At 66.5% G+C, this 15,348-nt stretch carries 11 protein-coding genes and 1 pseudogene; 5 read left to right on the top strand and 7 right to left on the bottom strand.

Going from position 1 to position 15,348, the window contains the following annotated elements; genetic code table 11:
• Window positions 1-37: 37 nt before the first annotated feature.
• The 6 genes from QP181_RS00775 to dapA all read right to left on the bottom strand — a co-directional run bounded on the left by QP181_RS00775 (window position 38) and on the right by dapA (window position 9,265).
• Window positions 38-2,413: a hybrid sensor histidine kinase/response regulator gene (locus QP181_RS00775; protein WP_333927260.1), complete on the bottom strand. Its 2,376-nt coding sequence runs from the start codon at window positions 2,411-2,413 to the stop codon at window positions 38-40.
• A 357-nt stretch (window positions 2,414-2,770) separates the two neighbouring features.
• Window positions 2,771-4,816, bottom strand: coding sequence for a M13 family metallopeptidase (locus QP181_RS00770; RefSeq protein WP_333927259.1), 2,046 nt, complete (start codon window positions 4,814-4,816; stop codon window positions 2,771-2,773).
• A gap of 174 nt (window positions 4,817-4,990) precedes the next feature.
• Window positions 4,991-7,069, bottom strand: coding sequence for a M13 family metallopeptidase (locus QP181_RS00765; RefSeq protein WP_333927258.1), 2,079 nt, complete (start codon window positions 7,067-7,069; stop codon window positions 4,991-4,993).
• A gap of 93 nt (window positions 7,070-7,162) precedes the next feature.
• Entirely contained in the window at window positions 7,163-7,648 is a 486-nt protein-coding gene (locus tag QP181_RS00760) for a DUF2062 domain-containing protein (protein WP_107963017.1), read from the bottom strand.
• Between the two features lie 78 nt (window positions 7,649-7,726).
• Window positions 7,727-8,209, bottom strand: coding sequence for an SsrA-binding protein SmpB (gene smpB, locus QP181_RS00755; RefSeq protein WP_055879372.1), 483 nt, complete (start codon window positions 8,207-8,209; stop codon window positions 7,727-7,729).
• Window positions 8,210-8,380: 171 nt separating this feature from the next.
• Complete coding sequence (gene dapA, locus QP181_RS00750; protein WP_132739209.1) at window positions 8,381-9,265, bottom strand: 4-hydroxy-tetrahydrodipicolinate synthase; 885 nt, start codon at window positions 9,263-9,265, stop codon at window positions 8,381-8,383.
• A gap of 111 nt (window positions 9,266-9,376) precedes the next feature.
• Here dapA and QP181_RS00745 point away from each other — a divergent pair.
• The 5 genes and pseudogenes from QP181_RS00745 to QP181_RS00730 all read left to right on the top strand — a co-directional run bounded on the left by QP181_RS00745 (window position 9,377) and on the right by QP181_RS00730 (window position 13,465).
• Window positions 9,377-11,372, top strand: a pseudogene (locus QP181_RS00745) (lytic transglycosylase domain-containing protein).
• A 232-nt stretch (window positions 11,373-11,604) separates the two neighbouring features.
• Window positions 11,605-12,081, top strand: a complete 477-nt coding sequence (gene greB, locus QP181_RS00740; RefSeq protein ID WP_333927256.1) for a transcription elongation factor GreB — start codon at window positions 11,605-11,607, stop codon at window positions 12,079-12,081.
• 231 nt (window positions 12,082-12,312) lie between these two features.
• Entirely contained in the window at window positions 12,313-12,435 is a 123-nt protein-coding gene (locus QP181_RS19845; protein WP_443027502.1) for a DoxX family protein, read from the top strand.
• On the top strand, window positions 12,432-12,704 hold the full coding sequence (locus QP181_RS00735) for a DoxX family protein (RefSeq protein ID WP_443027501.1): 273 nt from the start codon (window positions 12,432-12,434) through the stop codon (window positions 12,702-12,704). The genes QP181_RS19845 and QP181_RS00735 overlap by 4 nt, the downstream gene beginning before the upstream one ends.
• Complete coding sequence (locus QP181_RS00730; protein WP_132739221.1) at window positions 12,701-13,465, top strand: NYN domain-containing protein; 765 nt, start codon at window positions 12,701-12,703, stop codon at window positions 13,463-13,465. Before QP181_RS00735 ends, QP181_RS00730 begins: the two co-directional genes overlap by 4 nt.
• A gap of 97 nt (window positions 13,466-13,562) precedes the next feature.
• Here QP181_RS00730 and QP181_RS00725 read toward each other — a convergent pair whose 3' ends face one another.
• Entirely contained in the window at window positions 13,563-14,960 is a 1,398-nt protein-coding gene (locus QP181_RS00725; protein ID WP_443027570.1) for an MATE family efflux transporter, read from the bottom strand.
• Window positions 14,961-15,348 lie beyond the last annotated feature (388 nt).

The following is a 15,348-nucleotide window of genomic DNA, read 5'->3' as shown; positions in this document are numbered from 1 at the left end:
GTCGGGATTGTTACGACTTGCCAACATCTTGTTCGAATCACCGCGCTGCCAGCACGTCTCGTGCCGCCTCGGCCAGTTCCTGGACCGAGAAGGGCTTGGGCAGGAACGCGACGTTGTCGAGGTCGATCGACTTGCGCAACTGCTCCTCCGCATAGCCCGACATGAACAGGATCGGGAGGTCGGGGAATTTTTCGCGTGCATGGCGCACCATCGTCGGGCCGTCCATCTGGGGCATCACGACGTCGCTGATCAGCAGGTCGGGGCGGCCGTGTTTCTCCAGCACTTCCAGCGCGACTTCGCCGTTTTCCGCGGTCAGCACGGTATAGCCCTGTCGCGTCAGCGCACGCTCGGCGACCGCGCGGACCATATCCTCGTCCTCGACCAGCAGGATCGTGCCGGTACCCCAGAGATCGACCGGCTTCGGCGTGGGTTTCACCACCGCGGGGCGGGTCGTGGCGGGCGCCGAGTGGACCGGCAGGTACATCGAGAAGGTCGCGCCCTGCCCCGGCTTGCTGTCGGCGAAGATGTAGCCGCCGGACTGCTTGACGATGCCGTAGACGGTGGAGAGGCCGAGCCCGGTGCCCTTGCCGAATTCCTTAGTCGTGAAGAACGGCTCGAAGATCTTGGGCAGCACGTCGGGCGGTATGCCGGTGCCGGTGTCCTGGACGATCAGCGCGGTGTAGTCGGCGACGGGCAGGATGTCGGACGCCATCTCGCGCACCTCCGATGCCGGCACCGCACGTGTGGTGATCGTCAGCACGCCGCCGCCGCGCGCGTTGGCGGAAACGATCGCATCGCGCGCGTTGACCGCGAGGTTGACGACCACTTGCTCCAGCTGCCCTGGATCGGCGCGGACCGGGCCGAGGTTGCGGCCGTGCGTCATGTCGAGGCGGACGTTCTCGCCCATCAGGCGCTTGAGCAGGTTCGACACCTCGGAGACGACGTCGGGTAGCTGGAGGATCTGCGGGCGAAGCGTCTGCTGGCGCGAGAAGGCGAGCAGCTGGCGTGTGAGGCTGGCGGCGCGGTTCGAGTTGGTGCGGACCTGCTGGATGTCGTCGTAATCGCTGTCGCCGGGCGAATGGCGCATCAGCATCAGGTCGCAGTGGCCGATGATCGCGGTCAGGATGTTGTTGAAATCATGCGCGACGCCGCCCGCGAGCTGACCGACCGCCTGCATCTTGGTGGCTTGGGCGACCTCGCGCTTGAGGCGGCTCTCCTCGCTATTGTCCTTGAGGCTGAGCAGGACGGCGGCGTCGCCTAGGCCACGTGCGCCGGCGATGGTGAGCGCGACCGGCTCGTCGGGGTGATCCTTGAGGCGGACGGCCATGTCGGCGGAGTGCGTCGCGCCATTCGCGAACTTGCGGATCGCGTCGGCGACCGCGGCTTTGTCCTCGCGAACGACAAGGTCGCCCGGATAGAGCGGCGGCGCGACCGCGTTGACGCCGGCCGCGCGCAGGAACGAGTCGTTCATCTGCAGGAAGCGGCCGTCGCGGTCGACCAGTGCCATCCCGAACGGCATCATGCTGACCAGGCTGCGGACGTGCGCGGAGGCACTGGCGCCGAGTGCGGGCGCGTCCTCCTCGTCGTCGAGCAGCGCGACCAATACGGGCGCGTCGTCGCCTTCGAGGAACGGGATCTGGAGGACGCGGAGTGGCGTCCCTTCAAGGCCTTCGCGTTCGAACCGGACGAGGCCGCGGCTGTCGGTAATGAGGAAGCGTGCGAAGTCGCGACCTTCGATCGTATCGTATTCGTCGCCGCACGCCCTCGCGCGCAGTACGCGGTTGGCGGTGCGGACGCGGCCGTCGGGGGAGAGCAACGCCGCCATGATGCCGCTGCCGCCTAGCCGGTCTCCGGTCGGGCCGGTCAGCAGCGCGGCGAGCGTCTCGGCAAGGTCGTGTTCTTGTGCGGTGACGAAGCGCCAGACGAGCATGTCGGCATCGTCGCCGGCGCGCGCGATCTGTGCGGAGAGGCAGACGCCGCGGGCATTGAGCCGCTCGACCTGCGCGGTGCCGTCGCGCCAGGCCGCGCGGCCGGCGTCGGCGAGTGCCGCGTTGCCGGCTTCGTCGAGCGGCAAGCCGGGAGGCGTCGGGAAGCCTTCGAACAGCGCTTCGTAGGCGTCGTTGGCGCAGACGAGCCGCCCTGCGCGGTCGGTAATCGCGAGGGCGTCGGTCCCGGCTTCGGCGACGGTGCGGGTGAGGTCCCAGTCGACCGGGCGCGGCGCGTCCCTGGCGACGGGGTTGAGCAGGCGCCACGCGATCAGCGCGCCGACGACGATGATGGCGGCGGCGAAGAAACCGGCGGCGGCGATCCAGCTGCCGACGAGCAGCAGCACGATCGCGGCGGCGGCGACGCCCGAGGCTATGGCGACGAATGCTGCGTTGCGGGCGGGGGTGGGTAAAGCGAGCGATGCCATCGGCGACGTCATCCGCTCAAGCGGGGTTGGGCGTCAAGCGGGATGCGGGATTGTTGGGGGCGCTACTTTCGTCGCGGAAGCCGGTTCCACAGAACCACACCACCCCGGCGGAGGCCGGGGCCCAATTGGAAAGGTGGTAGTAACGAGGCGCCGTCCATCGTCAGAACCGTCCCCCAATTCGGCCCCGGCCTTCGCCGGGGTGGTGCCACAATTTGCGTCGATGCCTACGTAGTTGTGAACCGGCCTCGCCCGACCTTCTGCTCCCCCGCGGAGGCGGGGGTCCAGGGTTACGAAGGACATCCCTTTTGGCTCCTACCCCCGCCTCCGCAGGGAAACCAGAAGTATGCGATCCGACCGTTACCAGATCCGGACGCGCTGCTCCGGCGTCAGGTACAGCTTCTGCCCGGGCGTCGGCTTGTACGCCGCGTACCAGGGGTCGAGGTTGCGCACGACCCAGGCGCGCTGCTGCGACGGCGAGTGAGGATCGGTCAGCAGGCGGTTGCGAAGGTTGGCTTCGCGGTAGTTGCGGCGCCAGACCTGCGCCCAGCCGAGATAGAAGCGCTGGTCGCCAGTGAACCCGTCGAGCACGGGCGCGGTCTTGCCTCCCAATGCCGTGTGGTACGCGTCGTACGCCACCGTGAGGCCGGCGAGATCGGCGATGTTCTCGCCCATCGTGAGCTGGCCCTTCACGTGAATCCCGGGGAGCGGTTCGTAGGCGTCATACTGCGCGCCGAGCTTGCCGGTGAGCGCCTTGAAGCCGGCGATATCCTTGGGCGTCCACCAATCGGTGAGCTGGCCCTTGGCATCGTACTTCGAACCCTGGTCGTCGAAATGATGGCTCAGCTCGTGGCCGATCACTGCCCCGATGCCGCCGTAATTGACCGCGTCGTCGGCCTTCGGGTCGAAGAACGGCGGCTGCAGGATTGCGGCGGGGAAGACGATCTCGACCATGCCGAAATTGGCATAGGCGTTCACCGTCATCGGCGTCATGCCCCATTCCCAGCGCTGCAACGGCTTGCCGAGCTTGGAGATATTGTCCTGATGCTGCCATTCGTTCGCGCGCCATTCGTTGCCGAACGCATCGCCGGACGTGATCGTCAGGCCGGAGAAATCCTTCCACTGGCTCGGATAGCCGATCTTCGGCGTGAAGGCGGCTAGCTTGGCGTGCGCCTTGACCTTGGTCTCGGGCGCCATCCATTCGAGCTTGTCGATCCGGCGGCCCATCGCGGCGAGCACGTTCTTGACGAGCTTGTCGGCTGCGGCCTTCGTCTCGGGCGGGAAATACTGCGCGACGTAGAGCTTGCTGACCTCGTCATCGAGCGCGCCGGAGGTGAACTGGACGCCGCGCTTCCAGCGGGCTTCCTGCTCGGGCGTGCCGCCGAGGACGGTGCCATAGAACGCGAACTGTTCGGCGTCGAAGGCCTTGGGCAGGACGTCCGCGTACCCGTCGAGCGAGCGCAGGATCAGCTGGTCCTTGAGCACGCCGATCGGCGCGGTCGAGACGAGCTTGGCGATGCCGGTGATCGCCGAGGGCTGTGCGACGATGACGGTCGGGACGGGCGTGCCGATCCCCTTGAAATAGGCGGCGAAGTCGAAGCCGAGGGCGCGCTTGGCGAGGTCGGCGACGGTCATCTTGTTGTAGGTCTTGGTGGCGTCGCGGCTGTCGACGCGGGTCCAGCTGACCTTGGCGATCTCGGTCTCGAACGCGAGCAAGGCGGTGGCGCGCGCCTCGGCATTGGGTTCGCCGACGAGCGTCAGCATCTTGACGATGTGCGCGCGGTAGGCGTTGCGTGCCTCGACCAGTTTCGCGTCGGCGCTGAGGTAATAATCGCGGTCGGGCAGGCCGAGACCGGACTGGCCGAGCGAGAGCGCGTATTGCTCGGGGAGCTTGTCGTCCTGGCCGACGCCGCCGCCGAACGGGCCGCCGATGCCGGCGCGGTCTGCTTCGGCGAGGAGGGCCGGATAGCCTGCGCGGTCGTTCAGCGCGGCGATCTTGGACAGCCACGGCTTGATCGGGGCCAGGCCCTTGCCTTCGATCGTGCCGGTGTCGAGGAACGTCGCGTAGGCGCGGCCGATCTTCGAGTTCGGGTCCTTCGCGGCGGTGTCGAGGATGCCGCGGGTGCGCGTCTCGGACAGGTCGGACAGGAGGTTGAACGAGCCGTAGTTGGACTTGTCGGCGGGGATCGGGGTGTTCTTGGACCAGTTGCCGTTGGCGAAGGTGTAGAAGTCGTCGCCGGGCTGGACGGTCTTGTCCATGCCCTTCTCGTCGAAGCCGAACGTTCCGTATTGCGCGCCGGTGGACGCGGCTGTTGGCGCGGTCGGCTCAGCCGTTTGCGAGATGGCGGCGGTGACGCCGGTGATGGCGGTTGCGGCGAGTAGGCCGGCGACAATGAAGGACTTCATGGGGTTCTCCTAGAATTTCGGTGGCGCACCCCCTCCAATACCACCTCCCCGGCGAAGGCCGGGGTCCAGTTGGAAAGGTCTCGGGAATGGGGGACAGTCCGCCGTTACGTCTGTCCCCCAACTCGGCCCCGGCCTTCGCCGGGGTGGTGCAAGGTCGGGGTATGCGGCGTGTAGTTACCAGATGCGGACGCGGTTGGCGGGGGCGAGGTAGCTCTTCTCGCCCGGCTTGGCGCCGAACGCGGCGTACCAGGGGTCGAGGTTGCGGACCGTCAGGACGCGCTGGTGGCCCGGCGAATGCGGATCCGACAGCAATGTCTGCTGGAGCGCTGCATCGCGGAACTTGGTGCGCCATACGCCGGCCCAGCCGTAATAGAAGCGCTGATCGCCGGTCGTGCCTTCGATGATCGGGGCGGGCTTGCCGCCGAGCGACTTGTGATACGCGTCGTACGCCACCGTGAGGCCAGCGAGATCGGCGATGTTCTCGCCGAGCGTCAGGCCGCCCTGGATGTGCTGGCCGGGCAAGGGCTCGTACGCGTCATACTGCTTCACCAGCGCGTCGGTGAACACCTTGAAGCGCGCGACGTCCTGCGGCGTCCACCAATCGGTGAGCTTGCCGTTGAGGTCGTATTTGCGGCCCTGGTCGTCGAAATGATGGCTGATCTCGTGACCGATCACCGCGCCGATGCCGCCGTAATTGACCGCCGGGTCCGCCTTCGGATCGAAGAACGGGGGTTGCAGGATCGCGGCCGGGAAGACGACCTCGTTCATCGTCGGGTTGGCATAGGCGTTGATCGTCATCGGCGTCATGAACCACTCGCCGCGATCGATCGGCTGGCCCAGCTTCTTCAGGTCGCGGTCGTACTCGAACGCGTTGGCGCGCGCGACGTTACCGACGAGGTCGCCGCGCTGGATCTGGAGCGCAGAATAATCGCGCCACTTATCGGGATAGCCGATCTTCGGGGTGAAGGCGGCGAGCTTCGCAAGCGCCTTGGTCTTGGTCTCGGGCGCCATCCATTCGAGGTTCCGGAGACGCTCGCCCATCGCGGCGATGACGTTCTTGACGAGGTCGTCGGCGGCGGCCTTCGACGCGGGCGGGAAATACTTGGCCACGTACTGCTGGCCGATCGCCTCGCCCATTGCGCCCGACACGGTCGAGACTCCGCGCTTCCAGCGGACCTGCTGCTCGGGCGTGCCCGACAGCGTGGTGCCGTAGAACGCGAAGTTGGTCTTGTCGAAGTCGCTCGACAGATACGGCGCGTAGGCGCGCAGCACCTTGAGCATCGCATAGTCCTGCAGGACATTGATCGGCGTGTCGGCGAAGACCTTGGCCTCGCCGGTCACCGCGCTCGGCTGTGCGACGAGGTAGAACGGACGGCCGGTGACGCCCATCGCGGTCATATACTGCGCCCACGGGAAGCCAGGCGCCTTCGCGGCGAAGTCGGCGGCGGTCCATTTGTTGTAGGTCTTGTCGGCGTCGCGGCTCTCGATCCGCGTCCAGTGCGCGGTCGCGAGGCCCTTCTCCATATTGAAGACGGCGGCGGCGCGGGTGGCGGCGTTGGGCTCGCCGGCGAGCGTCAACATCCGCGTGAGATACGCTTCGTACGCGGTGCGGATGGTGGCGAGCTTGGCGTCGTCCTTGAGGTAATAATCACGGTCGGGGAGGCCGATACCGCTCTGGCCGAGCTGGACGACATAGGTGGTCGGGTCCTTGTCGTCCTGCGATACGCCGACGCCGACGAGGCCGCCGACACCTTGCCGCTGGAGCTTGGCAATCTCGGTGACGAGTGCGGTCTTGTCCTGGGTCGCCTTCAGCGCGGCGAGCATCGGCTTGACCGGCGTGGCGCCCTTCGCGTTCACCGCCGCCTCGTCCATGAAGCTCGTGTAGAAATCACCGACCTTGTCGCCGGGCGTCTTGGCGGAGACGTCGAGGATCGTGCGGGTGCGTTCGAGCGACAGGTCCTGAAGGACGTGGAACATGCCGTAGGACGAGCGATCGGCAGGGATCGGCGTGGTCTTCACCCAGCCACCGTTCGCGTAATCGAAGAAGTCGGTGCCCGGCGTCACGCTGGTATCGCGGCCGGCCATGTCGAAGCCGAAATCGCCGATCTGCGGCTTGTTCGCGTCCCTGGCCGCGACCGGGCCTTTCGCGGCCTTCGCCAGCACAGGCGATGGGCGGTTGGTGCTGGGTTTCGTCTGGGCGAAAGCCGACGCCGCGGACGCGAGCAGGATCACGGTAACAATCGACTTGCGCATCAAGAACCTCGGAGAAAGATCGTCAGGATGCGGTGTGTTCTACGCCGATAGGACGGTCCGTCAATTCGGGTAGGTCAATATTAGTGACGATTGTTACGATCCGCGATTGTCATGGCGATTGCGCCACTTGCGCGCGATCCACAATCGCCAGCCGAGCGCACTGAGTGCATAGCCGCCGACCGAACAGACAACGGTAATGACCAGCAGGCCGAGCGCCGTGGCGGGTCCCGCCTGCATCAGCCAGGGGATCCATTCAGTGCGTGCCGCGGCGTCCGCGACAGGCTGGCCGGGGACGTGCGCGTCGAGCCGGAGCAGCGACGAGCCGATCCAATAGGCCGCGATCCAGAGCGGCGGCGTGGTCAGCGGGTTGGTGATGAACGTGGTCAGCGCCGCGGTCGGCACGTTGGCGCGGAACGGCAATGCGAAGATCGCCGCGACGGGCGTCTGCGCGACCGGGATCAGGATGCCCGCGACCATCCCGAGCGCGACGCCCCGCGGGACCGAGCGGCGGGTGAAGCGCCACAGTTCCGGCGCAAGGACGCGGTGCGCGACGGGGCGTAGCAGACGGTTCCGCTCCATCGATTCGCGGGTCGGCAGGTTGCGATGCGACCACGCCGCGAGGCGCCCGAAGATACTGCCCGGCGCCTTGGACACAGGTTATCCGCGATCCCGCATGATCCGACCCTGCTCGCGCTTCCAGTCCTGTTCCTTCACCGAATCGCGCTTGTCGTGGTTCTGCTTGCCCTTGGCGAGCGCCAGTTCGATCTTCGCGCGGCCCTTCGAATTGAAATAGATCATCAGCGGCACGAGCGTCATGCCCTGGCGCGCGACCGCACCGAACATCTTGTTGATCTCGCGCTCGTGGAGCAGCAGCTTGCGCGGGCGCTTGGGCTCGTGGTTGAAGCGGTTGCCGTGGCTGAATTCGGGGATGTTCGAATTGACCAGGACGACGTTCTTGCCCTTCACCTCGGCATAGGCCTCGGCGATCGATCCCTCGCCGCCGCGCAGCGCCTTCACCTCGGTGCCGGTGAGCGCGATGCCCGCCTCGAACACCTGCTCGATGTAATAGTCGTACCGCGCGCGCCGGTTCTCGGCGACGATCTTGGTCTTCTCGAAGGTCGGGGGTTTGGGACGTGCCATGGGACGCGCGATGTAGGAGGTCGGAGGGCTTAGGGGAAGCGGGGGCGGTGTTTGCGCTTCCGTTTATTCCCTCACGCGCCGTCATCCTGACGAAAGTCAGAACCCAGGATTGCGGAGCGATGCCCTGCTTGGCTCTGGGTCCTGACGTTCGTCAGGATGACGGAGTGGGTTTCAGGCGAGACGCGCGTGCGCCACGGCCGCATCAACCGCCGCGCGCGAGGCCTCACCGGCGGGGGTCATCGGCAGTCGGAGCGTTTCGGGGAAGCCTTCCCGCACCTTGGTCATCGCGTATTTCACCGGCCCCGGCGACGCGTCGGTGAACAGCGCTTCGTGGAGCGGATAGAGCTGGTCCTGATACGCCAGCGCCTTGACGAAATCGCCGGCCTGGCATGCTGCCTGGAACTCCGCGCAGAGCTTCGGCGCGACGTTGGCCGTCACCGAGATGCAGCCGGTGCCGCCCATGACGTTGAATGCCAGCGCGAGGTCGTCGTTACCCGACAGCTGGCAGAAGTCCGGCCCGCACGACGCGCGATGCTGGGAAACGCGGGCGAGGACGCCGCTCGCATCCTTCACGCCGACGAAGACGTCCGGGAACGCCTTCACGATCCGTGCGAGCGTCGCGGGCTGGATATCCGTCACCGTCCGCGCGGGGACGTTGTAGAGGATGATCGGCAGCGGGGTCGACGCGGCGAGCGCTTCGAAATGGCGGAAGATACCCTCCTGCCCCGGCCGGTTGTAATAGGGCGGCACCATCAGCGCGGCGTCGGCGCCGGCGTCTTTCGCGGCACGCAGATTGGCGGAGGCGACGCGCGTATCGTTCGAGCCTGCGCCGGCGATGACGGGCACGCGGCCCTTCGCCTGATCGACGCAGACGCGGACCACGTGAAAATGCTCGTCATACGACAAGGTCGCCGCTTCGCCGGTTGTGCCGCACGCGACGAGCCCCGACGAGCCCTCGGCGATCTGCCACTCGATGAAATCGCGATACGCGGGTTCGTCGAAGCTGCCATCGGCGGCGAACGGCGTGACGAGCGCGGGAATCGATCCTGAAAACATGCGGTAGCCTGCGTCCATACTAGAAGAGAAGTCTGGCCTGTTGCGCCAAATACCGGGCGAAATCCGGATTTCGTTCAGGACAGATACGGGTTGGAGGCGTATGCTGTCCACATGGTAGCATCGATGTTGAAAACGAGCCTTCTTCTTGCAGTCGTCGCACAGACCGCTGTTTCCTCAGGCGCGGGTCAACAGACGCTCGATCGATACAGCACGCAGTTGGCCAATATGGGGCCTAATGCGCAGCCGATGGCAACCGACGGCGCGATCGCCTCGACGATCGCCCAGTGGCGTGCGTTGCAGCAGACCGATGCGCTGCCGTTCGACAGCTATGCGGGCTTCCTGATGGCGCATCCGGGCTGGCCTAACGAGACGGCGAACCGGCGTGCGGCCGAGCGCAAGGCGGCGACCGGTTTGCCCAATAGCGTGATCGCCTTCTTCCGCCGGTATCCCCCGCAGTCCGCATCCGGCGGCGTCGCCTACGCACGAGCTTTGCAGGCGACCGGCGCGCGGGATCAGGCCTACGCAGCGGTGCGGACGGCGTGGCGCAGCGCCGGGCTTACGCCAACCGACGAGGCCATGGTGGTGTCGGGCTTCCCCGGCGCACTGACGCCGGACGACCAGGACGCGCGGATGGACGCGCTGTTGTGGGCCGGCCAAACCGGCGCGGCACAGCGGCAGTTAGTGTGGACGAGTGCGGCACGACGGCCGATCTTCGAGGCGCGACTGGCGTTCCGGACGAATGCACCGAACGCGTCGGATATCTCGGCCTCGACACAGACGCTGTATGCGAACGACGCTGGCTATGTCGCGGATCGGGCGCAGTGGTTGCGCAATTCGGGCGCGAGCCCGTCGGCGCGCGTGGCTGGCGCGGCCCCGGTCGCTGACGACGCGGCCCGGCAATGCGGCGGAATGGTACGAGGTACTCGTCACCAATGCGAACGGCGCAGCGAACGACGGGCAGTATCAGGTCGCCTACGACATCGCGCGGCAGATCGACGATGCGTATCCGTTCGGCACCGACGTCTCGACGAAATCCTATGCCGAGCGCGACGAATACACCAATCTCGCCTGGCTCGGTGGACGCGTCGCGATGAAGCAGCTCGGTCGGCCGGCGGATGCGATGACGCTGTTCGACCGGTACGCGCGCGGCTCGCGCTCGCCGCAGGTGCGGTCGAAGGGCTATTATTGGGCGGGGCGTGCGGCGGAAGCGGCTGGGTTGGCGCCTCAGGCGGCGGCATTCTACGGCCAGGCGTCAGGGTCCCGCGATCAATATTACGGGCAGCTCGCCAACGAGCGCACCGGCCGCGCGCTGGTCGCGCCGCCTTCGGTCGCGTCAGTCGCGGTCGATCCAGCGGCACGCGCCGCGTTCGACAAGCGCGAGACGGTGCGCGCGGTCAAGTTCCTTGGCCAGATCAACGACTGGCAGGACCAGACCGCGTTCGTCCGCCAGATCGCGGCGGATGCGACGACCGATACCGATCATCTGCTCGCCGCCGAACTGTCGAAGAGCATCAACCGGCCTGACTTGGGCGTGATGGTCGGGCGGAGTGCGCTGGCGAACGGGCTCAGCGATTATTCTGCGGTCGGCTTCCCGATGGTATCGGTGCCGTCGGGGTATGAGGATAACTGGACGATCATCCACGCGATCTCGCGGCAGGAGAGCCAGTTCGATCGCGCTGCCGTATCGCATGCAGGGGCTCGCGGGCTGATGCAGCTGATGCCAGCGACCGCGCGCGAGCAGTCGGGCAAGATTGGTCTCGCCTACAACCAGGCGGCGCTGACGACCGATCCGAACATGTCGATCATGCTAGGCTCGAGCTATTTCCAGCGGGTCTACGCCAATTACGGCAGTTATCCGCTGGCGGTTGCGGCGTATAATGCGGGCGGCGGCAACGTGAACAAATGGCTCCGCGCGAACGGCGACCCGCGGACCGGGGCGGTCGACATGGTCGATTGGGTCGAGGCGATCCCGTACCAGGAGACGCGCAACTATGTGCAGCGCGTGTTGGAGAATGCGGTGGTGTACGACCTGATGAACCCCGCGCGGGCGAAGAGCCGGGGGGCGGCAAGGTTATCGTGGTATCTGGGGAAGAACCGGCCCGGTTGATCACTTAGATCCCTTAAGAGTGTTCCCCGCCCCAAACACCCGTCACCCCAGCGAAAGCTGGGGTATCCCGGTTGTCGGTCGGACTTGAGCCGCGGAAGACCCCAGCTTTCGCTGGGGTGACGGGCGGGGCTGCTGAGATGACGGGCGTTGCTGCCGAGATGACGGGTGTTGCGGTCAAGAAGACGGTTGTTCCGGCTAGGGTGACCGATCTCGAGGCGGTATAGCCTCGCGCATGGACCGCCCGAACTACATCACCCCTGCCGGCTACACCGTACTCCGCACCGAATACGAGCAACTCCTGTCGACCGAGCGCCCCGCCTTGGTCGAAGTCATCTCCTGGGCCGCCGGCAACGGCGACCGCTCGGAAAACGGCGACTATATCTACGGACGCAAGCGCCTGCGCGAAATCGATCGCCGGCTTGGCTGGCTGTCGAAGCGGATGAAGGCGGCCAAGGTCGTCGACCCCGCCGCGCAAGGTGATCGCTCCCGCGTATGGTTCGGCGCGTGCGTGACGGTCGCGGACGAAGATGACGTCGAGCGTGTGCTGACGCTGGTCGGCGACGACGAGACCGATGCGAGCAATGGACGGATCGGCTGGAACTCACCGTTCGCGCGCGCCTTGCGCGGCGCGGCGATCGGCGATGTGCGGCGGGTCGACCTGCCGGCCGGCGAACGCGAATACGAAGTGATGGCGATCGGGTATCCCTGACGGTGCGATCCTCCCCCGCCAGGGGGAGGTGGCTGGCACTTGCCAGACGGGGGGAGGTAAGGGCAACCGCTGTTCCCTGTCCTCCCCCTCCGTCACCTGCGGTGCCACCTCCCTTTGGCGGGGGAGGATCGTGAGTTCCCCCGCGAACGATCCGTTTCGATTTACGCGAATTGACCCAAACCTCGCCCCGTGTGACGTTTCGCCCACGCAACGACACTCGAGGACTTCCCCATGCCGATACCCGCCACTTGGTCCGCCCGCCTGCTGAGCGTCATGCGCATCGTCGTCGCGCTGGTCTTCTTCAGCCACGGCATCTCGAAGTTCTTCGGCCTGCCCCCTTTCCGATGCCGATGAACCCGTTGCTGACGGTGGCCGGCGTACTCGAAGTCGTCGGCGGCGGGCTGCTCATCATTGGCCTGTTCACGCGGCCAGTAGCGTTCGTGCTGTCGGGCATGTCCGCGGTCGCCTATTTCCTAGCGCATTTCCCCCAAGGTCCCTTCCCGATCGCCAATGGCGGCGAGCCCGCGGTGCTCTACTGCTTCGTCTTCCTGTACCTTGCCGCGGCCGGTGGCGGCGCGTGGAGCGTGGACGCGGGGCGCGCGCGGCTAATCCTGCGCGCATGATCGATACCACAACGCGCAACGTCGCCCTCCTGATCGACGCGGACAATGCGTCCGCGGCGACCCTCGACCCGGTGCTGACCGTCCTTGCCGAGCTCGGCACGGTCAACGTCCGGCGGGTCTATGGCAACTGGTCGAAGCCCGCGCTGAAGGCGTGGAGCGACATGTCGATCAAGCACGGCATCGAGCCGCAGCAGCAGTTCGACCTGACCAAGGGCAAGAACGCGACCGACATGAAGATGACGATCGACGCGATGGACCTGCTGTTCCGCGGGCGCATCGACGGCTTCGGCATCATGTCGTCGGACAGCGATTTCATGCCGCTCGCGACGCGCATCCGACAGGATGGCATCCCGGTGTATGGCTTCGGGACGAGCCGTACGCCCGAGGGTTTCCGCCAGGCGTGCACGCGGTTCATCGACGTCGGCGCGCTGAACGAGACGTCGCAGGCGATGCCCGCGCCGACCCCGGCCCCCGTCGCTGGCGAGAAGGCTGCGGCGCCGGCACCGGTCGCTCGGCCGAAGACCGCGCAGCCGATCGACGAGCAGGTGATCAAGCTGCTGATCGACGCGTACAATGCGGTGAAGCGCGACGAGAAGGGCTATGCCAGCGTCGCCGAACTCGGCCAGCTGGCGGGCAACCGGTCGAGCTTCGACGCGCGCAACTACGGGTTCAACCGCTTGTCGGATTTGATCGAGACGATCCCGAACTTCCAACATGAGCGCCGCGAAGGTGGCCGGTCGTTCGTGAAGCGGTTGCGGTAACTCCCGTCATCCTGACGAAAGTCAGGATCCAGAGTCACGAGGGGCCGCGCGCGGATATCCTGGATCCTGACTTTCGTCAGGATGACGGGAACCGGACTCACCCCGTAGGCTGCAACCGTCCGCCCGGCTCGCTCATCCCGTGCGCCTGTTCCTCGCTATCATCCGGCACCACCAGCGCGCCCTTCCGCCAGTTCCCGTAGCGATAATAGCCGATCGCGATCGCCAACGTCGCGAGCGACCCCAGCGGAAAGCTCCACCACAGCGCATCCGCCCCAAGCCACGGCTTCGCCAGCAACGCGAAGCCGATCCGCACTGGATACAGCGCGACGATCAGCGCGATCAGCGGCGCGATCACTGCGCCGTTCGCGCGGACGGTCGAGAACAGCACCATGGTCGCGCCGAACAGGATGAAGTTCCAGCTCGCGATCAGTTGGATATGCCGCGCGATCGGCAGCGCCGGGCTGTCGCTCCCGATGAACAACGTCATCACCGGGCGGTCGAACAGGATCACCACGGCGACCATCGCCCCGGTCAGCGCGACGTTGAACAACAGGCCGTATTTGGTGATCTCGCCGACCCGGTCCCAGCGGCCCGCGCCGATATTCTGCGCCGCCATCGAACTGACCGCCGCGCCGATCGCCAGCGCGGGCATCTGGATATACGTCCAGAGCTGCTGCGATACGGCGTAGGCGGCCGCGGTATCGACGCCGAGCCGGTTGACCAGCCCGACCATCGCAAGACCGGCGGTCGACATGACGAGCATCTGCGCACCCATCGGCAGGCCTTTGCGCACGATCGTGCCGGTCAGCGCGCGGTCGGGGATCAGGTAGCGAAGTTCGTTGCCGCGCAGCCGCAGTGGCAGGTCGCGTTTGTAGATGTAGACGACCAGCCCGAGCAGCGAGACGTGGCTAGCGACCAGCGTCGCCATCGCGGAGCCGGCAATCCCCATCTGCGGGAACGGTCCGATGCCGGCGATCAGCAGCGGGTTGAGCCCGCTGTCGAGGATCGCGCTGAGCAGCATGAACCAGAGCGGCGTCATCGAATCGCCGGTGCCGCGCAGGCCCATCATCAGCAACACCATCATCATCGACGCGGGCAACCCGAGGAAGATTACGCGGAGGTACGCAAGTGCGAGCGGCATCGCGTCGCCGGGCGTGGCGAGCAGGTGCAGGATCTCGGGCGCGAACACCCAGCCGAGCGCGGCGATCACGATTGCGCCGCCGAGGACCAGGCCGACCGCGGAGCCGAACGCCCGGCGTGCGCCTTCCAGATCGTGACGGCCGAAGCTCTGGCCGACCAGGATCGTCGCCGCCATGCCGAACCCCAACACCGCGCCGAAGGTGAGGAACATGATGATGTTGGCGTTCGAGGTCGCGGCGAGTGCGCCCTCGCCGAGGTAACGTCCAACCCAAATCGCGTTGATCGAGCCGTTGAGCGATTGCAGGATGTTCGAGCCGAGCGTCGGGAGCGCGAACGCGAGCAGCGTGCGGCCGATGTGGCCGGTGGTGAGGTCGCGCTGGCTGGGTTTGCTGCGGGGGGGCGGGCTTTGCGCTGGATGGGTCCTGGGAAACGGCGCTGGCTTCGACGTCGGATGGAAGGTCGCTCACTCAGTCTCTCCGTTAGGCCGAACTCGGTCCGGCAACCACCCGCGAACGGTCAGGCGCCCTGCCATGTCCACTGCCTAGTCGCGGAGTGAACTCCGGAACAAGCCGGTAGGTCCCGCGCGGTGCCAGCGGGCCGTGTTTCCCCGCGAAGGCGGGGACCCAGCCTGGGCTCCCGCCTTCGCGGGAGAACAACGAAGGGGTGACATGGCCAGCCCACACAATCCAGCGCCCCACCCAAACCGTCACTCCAGCGAAAACTGGGGTATCCCCGTTGTCGGG

It is taken from the genome of Sphingomonas sp. LR55 (assembly GCF_036856015.1).
Lineage (GTDB): Bacteria > Pseudomonadota > Alphaproteobacteria > Sphingomonadales > Sphingomonadaceae > Sphingomonas.
The sequence above is the reverse complement of the archived record's forward strand: the minus strand, read 5'-3'. Positions and strand labels throughout refer to the sequence as shown.